General features: G+C 71.9%; 15 protein-coding genes and 1 tRNA gene. 11 read left to right on the top strand and 5 right to left on the bottom strand.

The features are described from left to right. Positions 1 to 272: 272 nt before the first annotated feature. Genes AB0I91_RS21020 through mfd form a run of 3 tightly spaced genes read right to left on the bottom strand, consistent with a single transcriptional unit; the run spans position 273 to position 5,696 of the window. A complete protein-coding gene (locus tag AB0I91_RS21020; RefSeq protein ID WP_499609980.1) occupies positions 273 to 1,187 on the bottom strand; it encodes a nucleoside triphosphate pyrophosphohydrolase in 915 nt (304 codons plus the stop codon). Beyond that, positions 1,184 to 2,119, bottom strand: a complete 936-nt coding sequence (locus AB0I91_RS21025; RefSeq protein WP_498783267.1) for a SurA N-terminal domain-containing protein — start codon at positions 2,117 to 2,119, stop codon at positions 1,184 to 1,186. Before AB0I91_RS21025 ends, AB0I91_RS21020 begins: the two co-directional genes overlap by 4 nt. 13 nt (positions 2,120 to 2,132) lie before the next feature. Beyond that, the gene (mfd, locus tag AB0I91_RS21030) at positions 2,133 to 5,696 is read right to left on the bottom strand and encodes a transcription-repair coupling factor (protein ID WP_498783269.1); all 3,564 of its coding nucleotides are present in this window, start codon (positions 5,694 to 5,696) and stop codon (positions 2,133 to 2,135) included. A gap of 155 nt (positions 5,697 to 5,851) precedes the next feature. Here mfd and AB0I91_RS21035 point away from each other — a divergent pair, with 155 nt between their 5' ends. Further along, entirely contained in the window at positions 5,852 to 6,382 is a 531-nt protein-coding gene (locus AB0I91_RS21035; RefSeq protein WP_498783271.1) for a DUF4291 domain-containing protein, read from the top strand. Positions 6,383 to 6,491: 109 nt separating this feature from the next. After that, positions 6,492 to 7,616, top strand: coding sequence for a PQQ-dependent sugar dehydrogenase (locus AB0I91_RS21040; RefSeq protein ID WP_498783273.1), 1,125 nt, complete (start codon positions 6,492 to 6,494; stop codon positions 7,614 to 7,616). Between the two features lie 25 nt (positions 7,617 to 7,641). Here AB0I91_RS21040 and AB0I91_RS21045 read toward each other — a convergent pair whose 3' ends face one another. Both AB0I91_RS21045 and AB0I91_RS21050 read right to left on the bottom strand, forming a co-directional pair. Beyond that, entirely contained in the window at positions 7,642 to 8,235 is a 594-nt protein-coding gene (locus AB0I91_RS21045; RefSeq protein WP_053719425.1) for a TetR/AcrR family transcriptional regulator, read from the bottom strand. A 117-nt stretch (positions 8,236 to 8,352) separates the two neighbouring features. Continuing rightward, positions 8,353 to 9,312: an acyl-CoA desaturase gene (locus AB0I91_RS21050; protein ID WP_498783275.1), complete on the bottom strand. Its 960-nt coding sequence runs from the start codon at positions 9,310 to 9,312 to the stop codon at positions 8,353 to 8,355. 155 nt (positions 9,313 to 9,467) lie between these two features. On the opposite strand from AB0I91_RS21050, the gene AB0I91_RS21055 reads away from it, so the two are divergent. From AB0I91_RS21055 to pth, 9 genes are all read left to right on the top strand, one after another. Then, entirely contained in the window at positions 9,468 to 10,613 is a 1,146-nt protein-coding gene (locus AB0I91_RS21055; RefSeq protein WP_499638286.1) for an alpha/beta hydrolase family protein, read from the top strand. Positions 10,614 to 10,919: 306 nt separating this feature from the next. Next, positions 10,920 to 10,990, top strand: a tRNA-Gln gene (locus AB0I91_RS21060). A 91-nt stretch (positions 10,991 to 11,081) separates the two neighbouring features. Then, a complete protein-coding gene (locus AB0I91_RS21065; protein ID WP_498783278.1) occupies positions 11,082 to 12,728 on the top strand; it encodes a GGDEF domain-containing protein in 1,647 nt (548 codons plus the stop codon). 67 nt (positions 12,729 to 12,795) lie between these two features. Continuing rightward, positions 12,796 to 14,274, top strand: a complete 1,479-nt coding sequence (gene glmU, locus AB0I91_RS21070; RefSeq protein WP_499638289.1) for a bifunctional UDP-N-acetylglucosamine diphosphorylase/glucosamine-1-phosphate N-acetyltransferase GlmU — start codon at positions 12,796 to 12,798, stop codon at positions 14,272 to 14,274. Positions 14,275 to 14,287: 13 nt separating this feature from the next. Next, a complete protein-coding gene (locus tag AB0I91_RS21075) occupies positions 14,288 to 15,259 on the top strand; it encodes a ribose-phosphate diphosphokinase (protein ID WP_498783340.1) in 972 nt (323 codons plus the stop codon). A gap of 31 nt (positions 15,260 to 15,290) precedes the next feature. Further along, complete coding sequence (locus tag AB0I91_RS21080) at positions 15,291 to 19,625, top strand: hypothetical protein (RefSeq protein WP_499638292.1); 4,335 nt, start codon at positions 15,291 to 15,293, stop codon at positions 19,623 to 19,625. A gap of 233 nt (positions 19,626 to 19,858) precedes the next feature. Then, entirely contained in the window at positions 19,859 to 20,464 is a 606-nt protein-coding gene (locus tag AB0I91_RS21085) for a 50S ribosomal protein L25/general stress protein Ctc (RefSeq protein ID WP_498783284.1), read from the top strand. Then, positions 20,427 to 21,035: a DivIVA domain-containing protein gene (locus AB0I91_RS21090; protein ID WP_498783286.1), complete on the top strand. Its 609-nt coding sequence runs from the start codon at positions 20,427 to 20,429 to the stop codon at positions 21,033 to 21,035. The genes AB0I91_RS21085 and AB0I91_RS21090 overlap by 38 nt, the downstream gene beginning before the upstream one ends. Next, positions 21,025 to 21,594 (top strand): aminoacyl-tRNA hydrolase, encoded by a 570-nt coding sequence (gene pth, locus AB0I91_RS21095; protein ID WP_498783288.1) that lies wholly within the window; start codon positions 21,025 to 21,027, stop codon positions 21,592 to 21,594. Before AB0I91_RS21090 ends, pth begins: the two co-directional genes overlap by 11 nt. Position 21,595: the final 1 nt, after the last annotated feature.

The raw sequence follows: 21,595 nt of genomic DNA on the forward strand, positions 1-21,595 counted from the left end.
AGCGCTGGAGCACCCAGGGCCTGGGCCTTGCGGGCTCGGGCAGGCGGGCTCAGCGGGGCTCGGACGGGCGGGCGGCCCAGGCAAGGGCTCAGGCAGGCAGGGGCGCAGGCAGCGGGTTGGGCTCGGGCGGGCTCAAGCGCGGCTCGGGCAGGCAGGCGGGATCAGCGGGGCTCGGGCAGGCCGAGGGCCCAGGCCGTGGGCCCAGGCAGGCGTGCTCAAGCAGGGCTCGGGGCAAGCAGGCTCAAGCGCCGGGCTCGGGCAGGCCGGTGGGCTCAGGAGGGCCAGTGGGCTCGCCAGTCCGCGGCGGTCAGGGTGGTGAGCCCCGCCGCGCGAGCCGACCGCTCGGCCGCACGCACGTTCGCCTCGAACCGCCGCGCCACCGCGCGCAGCTCCGTCTCCGGGTCCTCACCGGCCAGCTTCGCCAGCGCCGCCACCGCGAACAGCGTCGTGCCCGCGTCGTCACCCTCCGGCAGCAGGTCCACCGGGAACCCGGCCCGCGCCACCCGCTGCGCCAGCTTCCCCGCCAGCGCCACCGCGGGCTGCCCGCTCGCCACGCCGTCCACACTGGACTGGCGCTGCTTCTCGACCTGCTTGAGCTCTTCCCACCGGTGCTGCTGGGACGTCGCGTCGTGCACGGCCGGGTCGTGGCCGGCGAACACGTGCGGGTGCCGTCCGACCAGCTTGGCCACCAGGTCGCCCGCCACCTCGTCGATCCCGAACGGCTCCTCGGCGTCCTCCGCCGCGATCCGAGCGTGGAACAGCACCTGGAGCAGCACGTCGCCCAGCTCCTCGCGCAACGACGCCCGGTCGCCGTCCTCGATCGCCTCCAGCAGCTCGTAGGTCTCCTCGACCAGGTACTGGCGCAGCGACTTGTGGTCCTGCTCGGCGTCCCACGGGCAGCCGCCGGGCGAGCGCAGGCGGTCCATCACGGCCGCCGCGTCCAGCAGCGGCACGGCCGGGGTGCGGATCACGGCGGACCCGGCCGAGATCAGCTCCAGCGCGGCGGGCTCGTCCGGGTTCGTGGTGATCAGCACCAGCGACGGACCCGCGACCAGCTCCGACACCGGCTCGGCCGACCACAGCGCCGCGTCCACGCCCTCCCCCGCGTACACCGCCGCCGCGCCCCGCAGAGCGGGTAGCGCGGCGGCGGGCAGAACCGGGGCGGTGCCTACGACGACAACGGTCACGGCGACTTCTGCCGCACCGGCGCCTGGTAGCCGCTCATCTCACCCTCGCTCGCCGCCAGCGAGATGGCGGTGCCGTCCCACAGGCCGTAGCGCGGGTTGACCTCGATCTCGGGGTCGCCGGCCAGCGTCTGCACGAGCCGCAGGCCGATCTGCTCCAGCAGCTGCGGCGTCAACTGCTCGGTGGACGACTCGCCGGACGGCCGCACGTCGGTCTTGCGGTCGGTCACGTAGGCCACGATCCACTGCGCGCTGCTCGGGTCCGGCGCGAACGCCACCACGGTGCCCGCCGGCACGCCGAACAACGGCGACTGGGCGGCCTGCGGCGACTCGGCCGACCGCACCCGCTGGCCCTCCTTGGACAGGGTCTGGCCCTGGGTGCCGGAAGGCGCGTCGGCCACGAACTCGGCCATCTTCGCCGGGTCGGCCGCGACCTGCTTGGCCTTCGCGATCGCGTCCGCGTTGTCCTTGGTGAAGAAGTAGTCGAACGTGACTTCCATCCGGTCCACGTACTTGCGCGCCAGCTCGACCAGCAGCAGCTGGTCCCTGGCCCGCTCGCGGAACGTCGCCGCGTCGTACACGGTGTTCTGCGAGGCCAGTTCCGCGCCGCCGGCCTGCTCGACCGACTCGGTCACGGCCTCCTCGGACACCGAAACGCCCTCGCGCCGGGCCGCCTGCTCGATCAGCTCGTGCTGCACGCCCAGGGTCACCAGCTGCCGGGCGACCTGGTCGAGCTTGCGCTGGTCGTGCAGCTTCTGGGCCTCGGGCTCCTTCTTGAGCACGACGTCCAGCCGCTGCTGCACCTGCTGCAACGGCAGCACGGTGTCGCCGACGATCGCGGCCGAGCCGACGTGGCCGGGCCCCGTGCCGCAGCCCGCGACCAGGAGTGCCACCGCCGCGCCGATCAGGGTGAAGCGCCTCTGCACAGTCCTCACGACCAGTACCTTCTCACGTCCTCGTGACGCCGCTCACGGGAGTCCCCGCCAAAGACTCCAGGAAGTGCGCGCACCAATCCAGCAATTCCTGATCACGCAACTGCGGTGCGCCCATCCGGCCGCCGGCCGCGCCCTCCGTCGGCCGGGGCACGCTGACGGTGTGCGCGGCCTGCTTGTAGACCGCCTTCGGGAACAGCCGGCGCAGCCGCACGAGCTGGCTGTCCTTGAGCTCCAGCGGCGCGAAGCGGATCGTCTGGCCCTGGGTGGCGACCTCGGTGACGCCGTGGGCGCGGCACGTCTGCCGGAACCGGGCCACCGCGAGCAGCCGTTCGACGGGCAGCGGCGGGGTGCCGTAGCGGTCCTTCAGCTCGTCCCACACGCTCTGCAGCGCCTCGGCGTCGCTCGCGGCGGCGATCTTGCGGTAGGCCTCCAGCCGGAGCCGCTCGCCGGGCACGTAGTCGTGCGGGATGTGCGCGTCGACGGGCAGGTCGACGCGGACCTCGGCCAGCTCCTCCTCGGCCTCGCCGTCGGCGCCCGCGTGCTTGCGGAACGCCTCGACGGCCTCGCCGACCAGCCGCACGTACAGGTCGAAGCCGACGCCCGCGATGTGGCCGGACTGCTCGGCGCCGAGGATGTTGCCGGCGCCGCGGATCTCCAGGTCCTTCATGGCCACGGCCATGCCCGCGCCGAGCTCGGTGTTCTGGGCGATGGTGGCGAGCCGGTCGTGCGCGGTCTCGGTCAGCGGCGCCTCGGGCGGGTAGAGGAAGTAGGCGTAGCCGCGTTCCCGGCCGCGGCCGACGCGTCCGCGAAGCTGGTGCAGCTGGGCGAGGCCCAGCAGGTCGCCGCGCTCGACGATGAGGGTGTTGGCGTTGGAGATGTCCAGGCCGGTCTCGACGATGGTGGTGCAGACGAGCACGTCGTACTCGTTCTCCCAGAAGCCCTGGATGATCTTCTCGAGCTTGTCCTCGTTCATCTGGCCGTGCGCGGTGATCACGCGGGCCTCGGGGACCAGCTCGCGGATGTGCCGGGCGGCGCGCTCGATCGAGGACACGCGGTTGTGCACGAAGAACACCTGGCCGTCGCGCAGCAGCTCGCGGCGGATGGCGGCGGCGACCTGCTTGTCGTCGTAGGAGCCGACGTAGGTCAGGATCGGGTGCCGCTCCTCGGGCGGGGTGAGGATGGTCGACATCTCGCGGATGCCGGCCAGCGACATCTCCAGGGTGCGCGGGATCGGCGTGGCGGACATCGTGAGCACGTCGACGTGCGTGCGCAGGGCCTTGATGTGCTCCTTGTGCTCGACGCCGAACCGCTGCTCCTCGTCGACGATCACGAGGCCGAGGTCCTTGTAGCGCAGGCTCTTCTGCAGCAGCCGGTGCGTGCCGATGACGATGTCGACCTCGCCCTCGGCCAGGCCGGTGATCGTCTGCTCGGCTTCCTGGGCGTCGGTGAACCGGGACAGGCCCTTGATGGTCACCGGGAACGCGCGCATCCGCTCGGTGAACGTGTTCAGGTGTTGCTGGGCGAGCAGCGTGGTCGGCACGAGCACCACGACCTGCTTGCCGTCCTGCACCGCCTTGAACGCCGCCCGCACCGCGATCTCGGTCTTGCCGTAGCCGACGTCGCCGCAGATCACCCGGTCCATCGGCACGGTGCGCTGCATGTCGGCCTTGACCTCGTCGATCGCGGCCATCTGGTCGAGGGTCTCGGTGAACGGGAAGGCGTCCTCCAGCTCGCGCTGCCACGGCGTGTCGGGCGCGAACGCGTGCCCGGGCGCGGCCTGGCGGGCGGCGTAGAGCTGGACCAGCTCGGCGGCGATCTGCTTGACCGCCTTCTTCGCCTTGGCCTTGGTGTTCTTCCAGTCGCTGCCGCCGAGCTTGTTCAGCGTGGGCAGCTCGCCGCCGACGTAGCGGGAGATCTCGTCGAGCTGGTCGGTGGGCACGAACAGCCGGTCGCCGGGCTGGCCGCGCTTGCTGGAGCCGTACTCCAGGACCAGGTACTCGCGGGTCGCGCCGGCCACGGTGCGCTGCACCATCTCGACGTACTTGCCGATGCCGTGCTGCTCGTGCACCACGTAGTCGCCGGGCCGCAGGGCCAGCGGGTCGACCGCGTTGCGGCGGCGGCTGGGCATGCGGCGCATGTCCTTGGTGGACGTGCCGTGCCGGCCGCCGGTGAGGTCGGTCTCGGTGAGCACGACCAGGGCCAGTTCGGGCAGCGAGAAGCCGTCTTCCAGCGCGCCGCGCACGACGGTGACGGCGCCCTTCTTGGGCCGGGTGTCGAGGGTGTCCCGGAGCACGACGGCGACGTCGGCTTCGCGCAGCTGCTCGGTGGCGCGCTGGGCCGTGCCCGCGCCGGGGACGACGAGGACCGCCGTGCCGCCGGAGGCGGTGTGGGCGCGCAGGTCGGCGAACGCCCGGTCGATGTCGCCCTGGTAGGCCTCGACCTGCTTGAGCTCGAGCCGGACGACGTCCTCGCCCTCGGTGGTGAGCTGGCTGAGCGTCCACCAGGGCCTGCCCTGGGCCCGCGCGGACCCGGCCACGTCGGCGAGGCTGTGGTAGGCGCTGGAGTCGAGGTCGATGGGGCTCTGCCCGCCGCCCGCCGCGGCCATCCAGGAGGCCTCCAGGAACTCCTGGCCGGTGCGCACGAGGTCGGCGGCGCGGGCGCGGATCTTCTCCGGGTCGTTGAGCACGACGTGCGTGCCGTCGGGGACGACGTCGGTGAGCAGCTGCAGCTCGCCTTCGCACAGGGCGGGGATGAGGGCTTCCATGCCTTCCGACGGGATGCCCTCGGCGATCTTGGTCAGCAGCTCGTGCAGGTGGGCGTCGGCCGTGTGCTCCTCGGCCAGCGCGGCGGCCTTGGCCTTCACCTGCGGGGTCAGCAGCAGCTCGCGGCACGGTGGCGCGATGAAGCCCGCGACCTCCTCCGGCAGCGACCGCTGGTCGGCGACCGCGAAGGGGCGGATCTCGCTGACCTCGTCGCCCCAGAACTCGACCCGCAGGGGGTGCTCGGCGGTCGGCGGGAAGATGTCCAGGATGCCGCCGCGGACCGCGAACTCGCCGCGCTTCTCGACCATGTCGACGCGGGTGTAGGCGATCTCGGTCAGGTTGGCCGGCAGCGCGTCGAAGTCGTGCTCCGAGCCGACGGCCAGGTGCACCGGTTCGAGGTCGCCGAGGCCGGGCGCCATCGGCTGGATGAGGCTGCGGACCGTGGTGATGACGACCTTGAGCGGGTGCTCGCCGGGGTGGGCGAGGCGGCGCAGCACCTCCAGCCGGGCGCCGACCGTGTCGGCCCGCGGCGACAGCCGTTCGTGCGGCAGCGTCTCCCAGGACGGGAACAGGGCGACCTGCTCGTGCCCGATGAGGTCGCAGAGCACGGCCTTGAGGTCGTCGGCCTCACGGCCGGTCGCGGTGACCGCGAGGACGGGCGCGTGCTGGGACAGGGCCGCCGCGACCAGCGGCCGGGCCGCCGGTGGTCCTTCGAGTTCGAGGTCGGGCACGCCGACCGAGTCGGCGAGGGCGCGCAGCGCCTTGTCGGGCAGGACAGCGGTCAGCAGGCCGGACAGCGGGCCGGGCTGGGGCATTGCGGTGGCTCCCCGGGGGATCAAACGCGGACAGACCCCTGCCCGGGACTGGACGAGGACGCGCGTCCACCGGAGGGGTGCTCGACTGCCAGCCTACGGCCCTTCCGGGCGGGGTGCCCCGTCATTTCGGTTGACGGCGAGGTGACGCTGGGTACGTGGAGCAAAGAGAGATCAGGGCCGACTACGACGATCGGCACATCACCGTGTACCAGGCGTACTCCCCCGCCATCGCCGTTCCCGCACTGGCGGCGGGGCGGTTCGTGCCGCCGTTCAAACCGGGGCGGATGACGTGGATCAAGCCGTCTTTCCTCTGGATGATGTACCGGTCCGGGTGGGGGACGAAGCCGGACCAGGAGTGCGTGCTGGCCGTGCGAATCACCCGATCGGGGTTCGACTGGGCGGTGCGGTCGGCCGTGCCGAGCGACGAGGGGATCGGGCGGAAGCCGGACGTGCGGGTGCAGTGGGACCCGGAGCGGAGCCTGCGGCTGGGCGCGCTGCCGCACCGGTCGTTGCAGCTGGGGCTGGCCGGTGAGGCGTCGCGGCGGTACGTGGACGAGTGGGTCGTGGGGCTGACGGACGTGACGCCGCTGGCGCACGAGGTGCACGCGCTGGTGCGTGCCGGCGACCTGGACGGGGCGCGGGCGTTGCTGCCGGTGGAACGGCCTTACCCGATGCCCGGCGGGTGACGGGTCAGTGACGGGCCGTCGACGGGTCGCTTCGAGGGGACGCTTCGAGGGGCGCGTGACCGGGTCGCGTGAACGGGGAGCACACACGGGGGTTGCCATGCTGGGCGTCATGCGTCGGTTTGTCGGGTTCGCCGCGGTGCTGGCCGCGTGCGCGGCGTGTTCGGCGGAGGGCTCCGGTGGCAGCGCGCCCTCGACGACCACTCCCGAAGGGCTGAAGGTCGAGGTGGTCGCCTCCGGGCTGAGCCACCCGTGGGACGTGGGGTTCCTGCCCGACGGGCGGATGCTCGTGCCGCAGCGGCCGGGGCGGATCGCGCTGGTCGCGGACGGTCGGGTGAGCGACGTGGAGGCCGAACTCGGTGACGTGGAGGCGCGGGGCGAGGGCGGGCTGATGAGCCTGGTCGTGCACCCGGACTTCGCGACCAGCCGTCGGTTCACCACGTGCTTCAACACGTCCTCGGACGTGCGGCTGGTGACGTGGGAGCTGGACGGCACGAGGGCGACGAGGGTGAAGGACCCTTTGCTCTCGGGGCTGCCGACGGCGTCGAGCGGACGCCACTCGGGGTGCCGGATGGCGCTGGACCGCGACGGCAACCTGCTCGTCGGCACCGGGGACACCGCGCGCGGCGACGTGGCGCAGGACCGGTCCAGCCTCGGCGGCAAGGTGCTGCGGGTCGACCTCGCGACCGGCGAGGGCGTGGCGGGCAACCCGTTCGGCGACCGGATCTACACCTATGGGCACCGCAACGTGCAGGGCGTGGCCGTACGGCAGGACGGGATGGTGTTCACCGCCGAGCACGGGCCGTCGGTGGACGACGAGGTGAACGTGCTCAAGCCGGGTGCGAACTACGGCTGGGACCCGTCGCAGGGCGGCACGGTCGGCGGGTACGACGAGGACGTGCCGATGACGGACCTGGAGCGCTTCCCGGACGCCGTGCCCGCCGTGTGGTCCTCCGGCCGTCCGACGGAGGCGATCTGCGACGCCGCGTTCCTCTCCGGCGACCAGTGGGGCTCGCTGAACGGCGTGCTGGCCGTCACCGCCCTGAAGGGCTCGAAGCTCCTGCTGTTCACCGTCACCCAGGAGGGCGGCGTCCACTCCGTCTCCATCCCGCCGGAGCTGGACGGCACCCACGGCCGACTGCGCGGCGCCGAACTGTCCCCCGACGGCGCCCTCTACGTCACCACCTCGAACGGCACCGACGACAAGCTCCTCCGCATCACCAACCCCAACCCCTGACCTCCGCGCGTTCGACACGCGGGGGTCAGCGGGTGCGCAGGCGGGGTTTGTGGTCCATGTGGGACAGGCCCTTCCAGGCCAGGTTGACCAGGTGGGCGGCCACTTCGTCCTTCTTCGGCTTGCGGACCTCGAGCCACCACTGGCCGGTCAGCGCCACCATGCCCACCAGCGCCTGCGAGTAGAGCGCGGCCAGCTTGCGGTCGTAGCCCTGGCGGGAGAAGTGCAGGCCCAGGATCGACTCCACCTGGGACGCGATGTCGTTCAGCAACGACGAGAACGTGCCGGTGGAGGACGCCACGGGAGAGTCGCGCACCAGGATCCGGAAGCCGTCCGTCGAGCCCTCGATGTAGTCCAGCAACGCGCACGCCGCCTGTTCCAGCAGCTCACGCGGGTGCCCGCCGGACAGGGCGTTGACGATGTGGTCCATGAGGTACTGCATCTCGCGGTCCACCACGACCGCGTAGATGCCTTCCTTGCCACCGAAGTGCTCGTACACCACGGGCTTGGACACGCCCGCCCGGTGCGCGATCTCCTCGATGGAGGTGACCTCGAAGCCCTTCTCGGCGAACAACGCCCGGGCCACGTCGAGCAGTTGCTCGCGCCGCTCCTTGCCCGTCATCCGCACGCGCGGCACCGGTGCCCCGTCGCCGCGCCGTCTCCCCGCCACCCAGACCACCCTAAACACCTGCCCCCCGCGTGAGTCGCGAGGGGCAGGTGGTCGCTTGCCCGACTGCTTCTACTTCTTGGCGCTGATGCGGGCCAACCGCTGCTGGTTCGGCCAGCGCACGTTGGTCGCCCAGCCGAACTTCTCGAACAGCCAGATCAGCCGCGCGGAGGTGTCGATCTGACCGCGCTTGACGCCGTGCCGCGCGCACGTCGGGTCGGCGTGGTGCAGGTTGTGCCACGACTCGCCGAAGCTCAGGATCGCCAGCGCCCACACGTTCGCGGAGCGGTCGCGCGCGGCGAACGGGCGGTCGCCCACCATGTGGCAGATCGAGTTGACCGACCACGTCACGTGGTGCAGGAACGCGACCCGGACCAGACCGGCCCAGAAGAACGCCGAGAGCGCGCCGGCCCACGACATGGTGATCAGACCGCCGAGCACGGCGGGCGCGAGCAGGCTGATCGCGGTCCACAGCGGGAACAGCTTGTCGATCCGGACCAGGTCCTTGTCGGCCAGCAGGTCCGGCGCGAAGCGCTCCGCGTTGGTCTTGTCGCGGTCGAACAGCCAGCCCATGTGGGCGTGCCAGAAGCCCTTGGCCAGCGCGACCGGCCCGCGGCCGAACAGCCACGGCGAGTGCGGGTCGCCCTCGCGGTCGGAGAACGCGTGGTGGCGGCGGTGGTCGGCGACCCAGACGATCACCGGGCCCTGCAGCGCCATCATGCCCGCGATCGCCAAGCCGATCTTGAGCGCGCGGTTCGCCTTGAACGAGCCGTGCGTGAAGTACCGGTGGAACCCGATCGTCACGCCGAGGCCGGCCAGGTAGTAGAAGGCCACGAACAGCGCGACGTCCACCCAGCCCAGGCCCCAACCCCAAGCGAGCGGAACGGCCGCGAGCAGAGCCAGGAACGGCACGATGACGAACACGTACACGCCGAACTGCTCGACGTGTCCCCGTCGCCCTTCGATCATCGGCTTGGGTCCACGATCCTCGGGACCTTGCGGCGTGGACCTGCTCTCCAGGGTGCTGGTCATACATGTACCTCGTTGTGTGCTCGGGGCTACCTACGGAACCGTAACTTACGGCAGCGTAAGTTAGGCCAACCTCGTGCCGCCATAGGCGGGGCCAAAGTCACGGCGTGTTCTCAGGAAGTCGGGCGTGTCGATCACGGTGGGGGCATCATTCGGTGATGGGGTCACCGAACGTCCGCGCCCGCCGCCGCCTCCGCCTCGCACTGGTCACGTTCGCGGTGGTGTTCCTGCTGGTCATCGGAGGTCTGCTGGGGTTCGGCTGGTACTACAGCGGCCAGCTGCTCGACCCGGAGAACGCCCGTCCCGGCTACCGCGACACGGTCACGTCGTCGGCTTCGGGGACCGTCGCGCTGGCGGAGTCCAGGGTCACCGTGCTCCCCGGCACGTGGGGTCTGGTGTGGCCGGGCGGCGGAGCGAAGGTCGGGCCGGTGACCCACCGGTCCGAGGGCACGGTGGTGCGCGAGTTGCAGGGCGAGGCCCCGGCGGACGGCACGCAGGTGCGGCTGGAGACGTCGGTCTGGAGCACGGACCCCGCCACCGCGCTCGACCTGGAGTACACGGATGTGCGAATTCCGACCGAACTGGGTGACGCGCCCGCGTGGTTGGTCCCCGCGACGTCGGACACGTGGGTCGTCGCGGTGCACGGTCGGGGTGGCACGAGGGCCGAGGCGCTGCGGGTGATGCCTGCGTTGCACCAACTGGGACTACCCGTTCTCGCCGTGACCTACCGCAATGACGAGGGCGCGCCTCGCTCGCCCGACGGCCTCTACCACCTCGGCGACACGGAGTGGCGTGACGTGGAGGCGGCCGTCCGGTACGCCCGCGAGCACGGCGCGCACAGCGTCGTGCTGTACGGGTGGTCGATGGGCGGCGCGATCGTCGGCCAGTTCCTCGGCCGCTCGGCGGAGGCGCGCGACGTGGCCGCGGTCGTGCTCGACGCACCTGTCGTGAGCTGGACGAAGACGCTGGAGCTGCAGTCGCGCAACCGGGGCGTGCCGGTGCAGCTGGCACCGATCGCGGAGCTGGTCTCGGACTGGCGGGTCGACCTGGAGTTCACCCGCTTCGACCTGCTCGACCACCCGCCCGCGCGCAGGCCGCCGACGCTGCTGTTCCACGGCGGCGCGGACGGCACCGTGCCCGTGCAGGCCTCGCGCGACCTGGCCGCGGCGGCGGACCGGCTCGACTGGCCGATGCGGTACGTGGAGGTGCCCGCGGCCGAGCACACGGCGGCGTGGAACGTCGACCCGGAGGCCTACGACCGCGCGCTGACGGAGTTCCTCGACTCGGTCGACGCGATTCGGTAGCGCGACGGGCATCTGCTTGTGCCCGTACGACTACACAAGGTAGTTAAGCGGGTGATTGTTTCGCCCGAAATCGTGGCGAACAGGGGCCGGAAGACCTCCCGGCGAGGCCGCCGAGCGTCGACCCGAAGCGGCGAGAAGTTCACCCAGCCGTGATGTAGGCCACGTCGTCCGCCGCTCTGACGTGCATAAACACGCAGTGTCATGATCGAGTCACGGTGGGCTTGCCGCCACTTGAGTGGTGGTGCTGACCTTCGAGGGAGACTCGTGACAACATGTGTTCGCGCGGTCGGGGCGAGCCTCGACCGTTCCGCCATGGTGTAAAGGCAGCACCTCGGATTTTGGTTCCGATGGTCCAGGTTCGAATCCTGGTGGCGGAGCGAGGGGCCGGGCCACGAGGGCCCCGGCCGCCCTGCGTCTGCATGGGGGTGTGAGTCGCTGCACGAGGAAGCGGTCGACGAGCAGGACAACGTGGCGCCGGCGCTCCACGAGATGTCCGACGCGTGGCTGGTCGGCCGCGCGAGTGAGCTCGTGGCCGTGGCCCAGAGCAGCCACCTGTCCGACCAGCTCGACGCGGCGCACGAGGTCGACGAGATCCTGGCCGAGGCGCAGGGCCGCGGCGAGCCGCGGATCGTCGGCCAGCTGCTGCGCGCGGCCGCGGTGGTCCGGATCGTCACCCCCGGCCTGGTCGACCTCTCCGACTCCGTCCTGGACGAGATGCTGGCGCACTGCCGCCGGCACGGCCTGCTGGTGCTGGAGGCGGAGGCGCACGCCCTGCGCGGGCGGCGCTACCTGCTCGGCGGGTTCGAGGACAAGGCGCTGACCGAGGTCGCCGCGGGCCTCGCGATGCTGGAGGAGGACCTCAGCCCCGACCCGATGATCGACAAGCGCACCTGGGACCGGCTGCTCGCCTCGGCGTTGCAGTCGACCGGGCTCGTGCTCACCCAGCTCGGCGTCTACGAGATGGCCGACGAGGTGCTGGCGCGGGCGCACAACGCGATCCGGGACAGCGCCAACCCGCACCAGATCTACGTCCACCTGGTCAACCGGGCCCGGCTGCTGATCGGCTGGGGCCTGCGGCTGGAGCGGGTGGACAACTTCGAGGAGGCCGCCGAGCGGTTCGCCACCGCGTCGGCCATCGCCACCGCCGTCGAGGGTCCGTTCCGCGAGTCGCTGCACCCCGGCAGGCGCGACCGCACCGCCGCCGAGCAGGTGCCGGTGATCGGCGCGGCGCACGCGCTGGCCAAGCCCGGCGCGGAGCACATCGCGCGGCTGTGGGCGTTGCGCGAGCTGGCCATGTACGCCCGCGAGCTGATCATCGTGTCGATCGCGCTGGCCCGCTGCCTGGAGATGGAGGAGCTGCCGCAGCAGGCGTTGCAGGTGCTGCACGACGCGCAGGACCGGCTGGAGCACGACACGTCCGAGCCGACCCTGATGCTGTGCCTGACCCGGGAGTACGCCCGGATGTCCGGCCCGCACGGCGAGCGCACCATCTCGGCGTTGCAGACCTACGCCAACGCGCTGGAGGTGGAGCTGTGGCTGATGCAGGAGGCGCGCACCGCCACCCTGCTCACCCGGCGCGACCACGAACGGCTGACGCGGGCGCACGGCGCGATCGCGCAGCAGGCGTTGCAGGACCCGCTGACCGGGCTGCCGAACCGCCGCGCGCTCGACGACCGGCTGGCCGCGCTGATCAACGCCCAGACCCACCCGATGGCCATCGCGCTGGTCGACCTCGACGGGTTCAAGGTCGTCAACGACAAGCACTCGCACGCCGAGGGTGACGACGTCCTCCGCGTGATTGCGAGCACACTGCGCCAGGCGTTGCGGGGTGACGACCTGGTGGCCCGCTACGGCGGCGACGAGTTCGTCGTGCTGCTGCCCGGCGCGCCCCTGCACGCCGCCGAAGCGGCCCTCGCCCGAGCCGTGGATGCCGTCGCCGCACTGCCTTCCGACCTGTCCAGGGGGGTCACGCTGTCGGTGGGCGTGATCTCCGTGCGCCCGCGCGAGGCGGCCCACGCGGCCCTCGCCCGAGCCGACTCGGCGATGTACGCCGCGAAGCGCCGAGGTGGCTGCCAGGTTGCGGCCGTGGAAGTAGAGCCCTCCTCGGAGGCTTAGTATCGGCACCTGGCGGGAAGCCAGGCCCCTCCCGCTGAAGGCACGCACTCAGCTAGGGAGAGCGCTGATGCTCGAGGGTGTCCCCACCCCAGTCAGCACGATCGTCCTCGCAGCGGGTGAAGGCACCCGCATGCGCTCAGCCACCCCGAAGGTCTTGCACCGCGTCGCGGGTCGTTCCCTGGTGGAGCACGCCGTGCGCGCCGCCGCCGGGACGGACCCGGACCACCTCGCCGTCGTGGTCGGCCACGGCCGCGCCGCGGTCGCCGACCACCTCGACAGCCTGTCCACCGCGCTGGACCGCAAGGTCACCGTGGCGGTGCAGGAGCAGCAGAAGGGCACCGGGCACGCGGTCGGCTGCGGGCTCGCCGAGCTGCCCGCCGACCTCGGCGGCACGGTCGTGGTGACCTACGGCGACGTGCCGCTGCTGGACTCCGACACGTTGCGCGGCCTGCTCGCCGAGCACGGCGCGCGCGGCAACGCCGTCACCGTGCTGACCGCCGTGGTGGCCGACCCCACCGGGTACGGGCGGATCGTGCGGTCCGCGGACGGCTCGGTCGAGGGCATCGTGGAGCAGAAGGACGCCACGCCCGAGCAGCGGGAGATCACCGAGATCAACTCCGGGGTGTACGCGTTCGACGCGGCCGTGCTGCGCGACGGGCTGTCCCGGCTGTCCACCGACAACGCGCAGGGCGAGCTGTACCTGACCGACGTGCTGACCATCGCGCGCGGCGACGGCCGGCGCGTGGGCGCGCTGGTGACGTCGGACGCCTGGCTGGTCGAGGGCGTGAACGACCGCGTGCAGCTGGCCAGGCTGGGCGCCGAGCTGAACCGCAGGCTGGTGGAGGCCGCGATGCGCTCGGGCGTGACCGTCGTCGACCCGGCCACCACGTGGCTGGACGCCGACGTGCGGCTGGAGCGGGACGTGCTGATCGAGCCGAACGTGCAGCTGCGGGCAGGCACCACCGTCGGCGAGGGCGCGGTCGTCGGCCCGGACACCACGCTGTCGGCGTGCGTGATCGGCGCGGGCGCGACCGTGGTGCGCACGCACGGCTCCGGCGCGGAGATCGGCGCGGGCGCGTCCGTGGGCCCGTTCGCCTACCTGCGGCCGGGCACCCGGCTCGGCGAGCGCGGCAAGATCGGCACCTTCGTGGAGACGAAGAACTCCGAGATCGGCGCCGGCAGCAAGGTGCCGCACCTGAGCTACATCGGTGACACGACCATCGGCGAGCACTCCAACATCGGCGCGGCCAGCGTCACGGTGAACTACGACGGCGTGCACAAGCACCGGACCACGATCGGGTCCTACTGCCGCACCGGCTCGGACAACATGTTCGTCGCGCCGGTCACCGTCGGCGACGGCGCGTACACCGGCGCGGGGACCGTGGTGCGGCGCGACGTGCCGCCCGGCGCGCTGGCCGTGTCCGGCGGACCCCAGCGCAACCTGGACGGATGGGTGGTGTCCCGCCGTGCGGGCACGCCTTCGGCCGAAGCGGCGGAGCGCGCTCTGACGCCCGAGAATGCAGGCACAACCGATGAAGGGCGCTGACGTGAACCCCACGATGGCCGGGACACCCAAGAAGAACCTGATGCTCTTCGGCGGGCGGGCCTACCCCGAGCTGACCGAGCAGGTGGCCAAGCACCTGAACGTGTCGGTGACCCCGCAGTCGGCGTACGACTTCGCCAACGGCGAGATCTTCGTGAGGTTCGAGGAGAGCGTGCGCGGCTGCGACGCGTTCGTGATCCAGTCCCACTGCGCGCCCATCAACCAGTGGCTGATGGAGCAGCTGATCATGGTGGACGCGCTGAAGCGCGCGTCCGCGAAGCGCATCACCGTGATCATGCCGTTCTACCCCTACGCGCGGCAGGACAAGAAGCACCGCGGCCGCGAGCCGATCTCGGCCCGCCTGGTCGCGGACCTGTTCAAGACCGCGGGCGCGGACCGCCTGGTGGCCGTGGACCTGCACACCGCGCAGATCCAGGGCTTCTTCGACGGCCCGGTGGACCACCTGTGGGCCATGCCGTTGCTGGCCGAGCACATCAAGGCCAAGTACGCGGGCCGCGAGATCACCGTCGTCTCGCCCGACGCCGGCCGCACCAAGCTGGCCGAGAAGTGGGCGGACACCCTCGGCGGCACTCCGATCGCGTTCATCCACAAGACCCGCGACCCGCTGCGGCCGAACGAGGTCGTCGCCAACCGGGTCGTCGGCCAGGTCGAGGGCCGGCTGTGCGTCGTGATCGACGACATGATCGACACCGGCGGCACGATCACCAAGGCGGTGGACCAGCTCCTGTCCGAGGGCGCGTCGGACGTCGTCATCGCCGCCACCCACCCGGTCCTGTCCGGCCCGGCCATCGAGCGGCTGCGCGACTGCGGCGCCCGTGAAGTGGTGTTCACCGACACCCTCCCGATCCCGGCGGAGAAGCGCTTCGACGCCATGACCGTCCTCCCGATCGCGCCGCTGCTGGCGCGCGTGATCCAGGAGGTCTTCGAGGACGGCTCGGTGACCTCGCTGTTCGACGGCAACGCCTGACACCCCGCGCGCCCTGCGGGATGATCCCCGGATGGCGCTCGAACGCGAAGGGCCCGGCACGCGCGACGTGCCGGGCCCTTCGACGTCCAACTCGGTGTCGGGAACCGTGCACGGCCCGGTCGCACAGATCGGCGTCGTGCACGGCGACGTGAACCTGGTGACCGGCGCCCCGGTGAAGACCAGGTACCGGGAGCAGGTGCGGCGGATCGCGCCGCCGAAGTTGATCGGTCGTGAGGCCGAGCTGGCCGACCTGGCCTCGTTCAGCACGTCCTCTCCCACTCCCTACCGCTGGTGGCGTGCGCCGGCGTGGTCGGGCAAGTCGGCGCTGATGTCGACGTTCGTGCTGAGCCCACCGCCAGGCGTCCGCGTGGTGTCGTTCTTCATCACCGCCCGCCTGGCCGCCCAGAACGACCGCAACGCGTTCATCGACAACGTGTTGGAGCAGCTGGTCACGATCCTCGGGCAGGACCTGCCGCCGCTGCTGACCGAGTCGACCCGCGAGGCCCACCTGCTCGGCCTGCTGACCGAGGCCGCCGAGGCGTGCCGGGACCGCGGCGAGCACCTCGTGCTGCTGGTGGACGGCCTGGACGAGGACCGCGGCGTGACGACCGGCCCGGACGCCCACAGCATCGCGGCGCTGCTGCCGGTCGACCCGCCGGCGGGCCTGCGGGTGGTCGTCGCCGGCCGCCCGAACCCGCCGATCCCGAGCGACGTCCCCGACCACCACCCGCTGCGCGACCCGGACGTCGTCCGGCCGCTGACCACGTCACCGGCCGCGCAGGCCGAACGCGCCGACATGGAACGCGAGCTCAAGCGCCTGCTGCACGGCTCGCCGACCGAGCAGGACCTGCTCGGCCTGCTCACCGCGGCGGGCGGCGGCCTCACCGCGGCCGACCTGGCGGAGCTGACGGGCTGGTCGGAGTGGGACGTGGACGACCACTTGCGGGCGGTGACGGGCCGCAGCTTCAGCAGGCGCAACGCCCACTACGCGCCGGACCGGTCACCGGACGTCTACCTCCTCGGCCATGAGGACCTGCACGTGAAAGCCATCGACATGCTCGGCCCCGGCCGCATGCGCGAGTACCGCGACCGCATCCATGACTGGGTCCGGACCTACCGCGACCGGCAGTGGCCCGCCGAGACACCGGAGTACCTGCTCCGGGGCTACTTCGCGATGCTGACCGCCGCCGGTGACCTGGACTCGATGATTCGGTGCTGCACAGACCCCAACCGGCACGACCGCATGCTGGAGCTGTCCGGTGGCGACGGTGCGGCGCTGGCCGAGCTCGCCGCCACGCAGCAGGTCGTGCTGGCCGCCGAGGAGCCGGACCTGGTCACGATGAGCAAGCTGGCCGTGCACCGCGACCACCTCACCGGCCGCAACAAGTGGCTTCCCCGCGACCTGCCCTCGCTCTGGGCAGGCATCGGTCACGTCGACCGGGCCGAGGCGCTCGCGACCTCGTTCAGCGAAGGCAACCAACGTGACCGCGCGTTGCGGACGACCGTCGAAGCGGTGATCCGACTCGGTGATCTGGACCGCGCCGTCGACCTGGCCTCGGCCATCAGTGGGATCGACTACTACGGTGACGCTTTGGAGTCGATCATCAAGGCGGCCGTGGAAGGTGGCGACCTCGATCAGGCCCGAACGCTGGTCGCACGGGCCGAAGGGACCTTCCGGCTGGTGAAGGACGCCTATCGGCAAGGCAGGGCGATGGCGGCTCTGTCCCGGTCGATGATCCGTCTCGGAGATCACCTCGGCGCCGAACGGCTGGCCGCGTCGATCGCGGACCGCCGGTTCCGCGGCGAAGCGCTCCGTGCCGTGGTCGAGTCCGAGCGGGGTGACCTGGCGCGGGCGACCGACCTGGCCCGCTCGATCGAGGACACCCGCAGCCGTGGTCAAGCTCTGCAAGCCGTGGTCGAGGTCGAGGTCGACGACCTCGATCGTGCGCAGGCCCTGGCGTTGTCGATCACCGACTCTGCGGCTCAAGGGCGGGTGCTGGACACGGTGGTCCGCCGCCTGGTCGAGCGTGGCGAACTCCAGCGTGCTTCAGCCGCGGCGCACCAGATCGTGGACACCGCGCGACGCGGCTACTCCCTGGTCCGCGTGGCCGGGGCGGTGTCCGGGCACGTCTTGGCCGGTCAGGTGTTCGACTTGGTCCTGTCGACCGCGCGGTCGACCACCGACGCCACCGCCCCGGGTCAGTCGCTCACCACCGCGGTGCGCGAGGTGATCCGCACCGATGACCCGGAAGAAGAGGCCGACTTCCTCACCCGCACGGGCAGCCTGGGCACCGAGGTGGCCGCCATGCACCAGGGCCGCGTGCTGCTCGCAGCGGTCTACGCGGCCATCACAGCCGGCGACCTCGACCGCGCCGACGCGCTGGCCGACAGCATCACCGAGGTTCGGCACCGCAGCCGGGCGTTGCACGCCCTGACTGAAGCGACGCTCGGCCTCGGGGCCGCCGACCGGGCCGCCGGGTACCTCGACCGGGTCGAGGCGCTCGTCGAGTTCACCGGTCACCCGATCCGCTACAGCCAGGCGTTGGCGTGGGCGCTGCGCGCAGCGATCGCCGCCGACGACCGGGATCGGGTCGAACGGCTCTTCGCGCGGGCCGAGACCGCCGCCCGCGCCCTGCCGGACGCGAGCGCACAGAGCTGGGCGCTGCACGCGGTGGTCCAGGCCGGGATCGCGGTCGGTGAGGTCGACCGGGTACGGCGCCTGGCCGGTTCGATCATCGACGCCGACTCCCGGGACCGAGCGTTCGTCCTGGTGACGCGGGCCCTGGTCGACAGCGACCTCGACCAGGCCGAGGCGCTCGCCGAGTCGATCTCGACACCCGGGTACCGGGGCTGGGCGCTCGCCGCCGTCATCAGGGCAGCGACCGGGCGCGGCGACGTGAAGACGGCGCGGCGGGCGCTTCACCAGGCCACCGCCGTCGCGCGACGCGCCGCCGACGCCACCCGTCAGAGCCGGGTGCTGGCCGCGTTGATCGACGAAGTGGTCCGAACCGGCGACATCGGGCAGGCCGAGGCCATGGCGGACTCCATCGCTGAGCCGGGCAGCCGCAGCAAAGTGCTGGCCACCCTGTCCACCGCCACGCGTCAAAACGATCCCGAACGCGCCGACGTGCTGCTCGACAAGGCCAAGGCCGCCGCGTTGGGCATCACGAACCTCTTCGGACGCGACGACGCGATTTCCGCTCTCGTCCGGCACCTCGGCGCGGCGGGTCGGGGCGCCGAAGCGGAAGCGCTCGCCTACTCGGTGATCGAGCCCATCTTCCGCAGCGGGGCACTCGGGCGAACATCGGACACGTACCGCCTGCGAACTCGACGACACGGTTCGGCGGAGCCGGAGCAGGACAACCAGACGGCCGCGTCACGGGTCCACGCTGCGGCGGCCGACGGCGACTTCGAACGCGCCGAGGAACTGGCCCTCTCCATCCCGGACCCGGACTACCGCAGCCACCTGCTGGAGTCGCTCGTGCGGGACGTGATCCTCGACGGTGACCTGGAGCGGGCGGCGGGCCTTGTCGCCCGAATCCCCCAGCCGGCACGTCAGCGGTTCGCGGTCGCCAACGTGGTCCGCGCGGCGATCGCCACCGGGGACCTCGACCGGGCGGCGGAACTCGTCGCCGGTTGGGAGGCCGACCACCGGGAGACAGCGGCCGAGTTGACCGTCGAGATCGCGATCGCGTCCGGCGACCTCGACCGGGCCGAGACGCTGGCCGGCTCCATCACCACGCGCTACTCCCGCGACGACATGACCGGCCGGGTGGCGGATGCCGCCATCAGAGCCGGTGACCTCGACCGGGCCGAGGCGATCGTCCTCTCGCTGATCGAGTCTGGGCGCTCCAGCCGGCAGATCACAAAGGTGATCACCGCGATGGTGGCCGCAGGCAACCTCGACCGGGCGGAGCTGTTGCTGGACCGTGCCGAGGCCGCGGCCCGTTCGGCGAGCGAGGCGCATGCCGAAGCGACAGCGCTCGTGGCGGTGACCGAAGCCGTCATAGCGTTCGGCGACCACGACCGGGCGCACCAACTCGCCTGGTCGATCGCGGATCCGTGGTGGCGTGGCGACGCACTCGCCGCCGTCGCCTCGGCGTTGCTCAAGTCGGGCGACCCGGACCGCGCGGGTGCCCTCGTCGACTCGATTACCACAGCCGACGAGCCGACCAGGGCGTTGCACCTGGTCGACGCCGTCGAACCAGGGCCAGGGCGACGCCTGCTGGCCCGCGTCCTCGCGTCCGAGGGACGGGTGTTGGACTGGACGTCGAGCATCCGCGCCCTCTGCCGGATGGTCCCGGAAGCGCTCCCGGCGATCCTGGGCGAACTCGCCGTCATCGAGCGGGCGAGTGGCCCGGCCTAGTGCCGGATCGGCGCGTTGGCAACCCCGATTAGGCCCCGTCCCGAGAGTCGGCCTACACTGGCCAGGTTGCCTCGGCGAGGGCGAGCATCACGCTCGGCGTGATCGACGCGGCGGTTGTGATGCCGCGCGTGTTCACCCTCCGCGCCGCCCGCCGCCGCAGGCCAACCCCCGCTTCGCCCCGCCCGACGTACCCGCCGACGTTTACCAGGCCAGACCGTTAGGAGAGCCCCACCGTGTCCGAGGTCCGTCTCGCCGCAGAGCAGCGCACCGAGTTCGGCAAGGGCGCCGCCCGCCGCACCCGCCGCGCCGGCAAGATCCCCGCGGTGCTCTACGGCCACGGTTCCGACCCGAAGCACCTGGCCCTGCCGGCGCTCGAGTTCGCCCGTGTTGTCCGCGAGCACGGTCACAACGCAGTTCTCACGCTGGACATCGAGTCCTCCACCGAGCTGGCGCTGACCAAGACCGTCACCACGCACCCCATCAAGAACTACATCGAGCACGTCGACCTGCTGCTCGTGCAGCGGGGCGAGAAGGTCACCGTCGAGGTGCCGATCGTCCTCACGGGCGACGCCGCCGCGGCGACCCTGCTCACGCAGGACCTCACCACCATCCAGGTGGAGGCCGACGCGCTCAACATCCCCGAGCAGGTCGAGTACTCCATCGCGGGCCTGGCCGCGGGCACCCAGGTGCACGCCTCCGACCTGGTCCTGCCGGCCGGCACCACGCTGGTGACCGACGGCGAGGCGATGGTCCTCGCGGTGAACGCCGCGCCGACCGCCGCCGAGCTGGACGGCGACACCGGTGAGGGCACCGAGCCCGAGGCCACCGAAGAAGGCTGAGCCCATCACGTCGGGCAACTCGAACGGCACGCCTCCCCCGCCGCACGGCTGGGGCGGCGTGCCGTTCCCGTTTCTGAGCCCGGCGCAGGTGCGCGCCACCCGGTTCCCCCGCAAGAGGGGCAAGGGCTACGACCCGGCGCAGGTCGACGCGTTCGTGCTGCGCATCGCCGACGCGCTGGCCGGACGCGTGCCGCTGCACCCCGACCAGGTGCGCACGATCGCGTTCACCGAGATCGCCGGCGGGTACGACCAGCGGACCGTGGACGACTTCCTGGCCGCGTGCGAGCACCAGCTCCGGTCCGGTCACGTGCCGCCGACCACGTTGCAGACCGGCGAGGCGGTGCTGGCGGTGAAGCTGCCGCGCGCGCCGAACGGCTACGATCGCGGCGAAGTCGACGCGTTCCTCGGCCGGGCCGCCGCGGCGCTGGACGGGCGGGGGCGGATGACCTCCAGCGAGGTGCGCCACACCAGGTTCACCACCACGTCCGGGCTGCGGCGGGGCTACCAGGTCCGCGCGGTGGACGCCCTGTTGGACGAGCTTGAGCAGGAGTTGCGGTTCCGTGGTCGATGACGTCGCCCTGGTCGTCGGGCTGGGCAACTCCGGCCCCAAGTACGAGGGCAACCGGCACAACGTCGGCTTCCTCGTGCTGGACGAGCTGGCCGCGCGCGTGGGCGGGAAGTTCAAGGCCCACAAGGGCGGCGCCGAGGTCCTCGAGGGCCGGTTGGCCGGCCGCCGGGTCGTGCTGGCGAAGCCGCGCGGCTACATGAACACCTCCGGCGGTCCGGTGGCGGGCACGGCGAACTTCTACAAGGCGCCGCCGTCGTCGATCATCGTCGTGCACGACGAGCTGGACCTGCCGTTCGGCGTGGTGCGGCTCAAGCTCGGCGGCGGCGAGAACGGGCACAACGGGCTGCGGTCGATCACGAAGTCGTTGGGCACCAAGGACTACCACCGGGTGCGGTTCGGGGTGGACCGGCCGCCGGGCCGGATGGACCCCGCCGACTACGTGCTGCGCGACTTCTCGCTGGTGGAGCGCAAGCAGCTGGCGCTGGAGCTGGACCGGGCGGCGGACGCCGTGGAGGCGCTGCTGGAGCTGGGGCTGGAAGCCGCCCAGAATAAATTCCACTGAG

The organism is Actinosynnema sp. NPDC049800, from assembly GCF_040656635.1.
GTDB lineage: Bacteria > Actinomycetota > Actinomycetes > Mycobacteriales > Pseudonocardiaceae > Actinosynnema.

Excerpts from the sequence above, each read along its gene's own strand:
- AB0I91_RS21075 (WP_498783340.1), top strand. The coding sequence starts at position 14,288 with ATGGCCGGGACACCCAAGAAGAACCTGATGCTCTTCGGCGGGCGGGCC.
- AB0I91_RS21055 (WP_499638286.1), top strand. The coding sequence starts at position 9,468 with ATGGGGTCACCGAACGTCCGCGCCCGCCGCCGCCTCCGCCTCGCACTG.
- AB0I91_RS21040 (WP_498783273.1), top strand. The coding sequence starts at position 6,492 with ATGCGTCGGTTTGTCGGGTTCGCCGCGGTGCTGGCCGCGTGCGCGGCG.
- AB0I91_RS21080 (WP_499638292.1), top strand. The coding sequence starts at position 15,291 with ATGGCGCTCGAACGCGAAGGGCCCGGCACGCGCGACGTGCCGGGCCCT.
- mfd (WP_498783269.1), bottom strand. The coding sequence starts at position 5,696 with ATGCCCCAGCCCGGCCCGCTGTCCGGCCTGCTGACCGCTGTCCTGCCC.
- AB0I91_RS21045 (WP_053719425.1), bottom strand. The coding sequence starts at position 8,235 with ATGACGGGCAAGGAGCGGCGCGAGCAACTGCTCGACGTGGCCCGGGCG.
- glmU (WP_499638289.1), top strand. The coding sequence starts at position 12,796 with ATGCTCGAGGGTGTCCCCACCCCAGTCAGCACGATCGTCCTCGCAGCG.
- AB0I91_RS21050 (WP_498783275.1), bottom strand. The coding sequence starts at position 9,312 with ATGACCAGCACCCTGGAGAGCAGGTCCACGCCGCAAGGTCCCGAGGAT.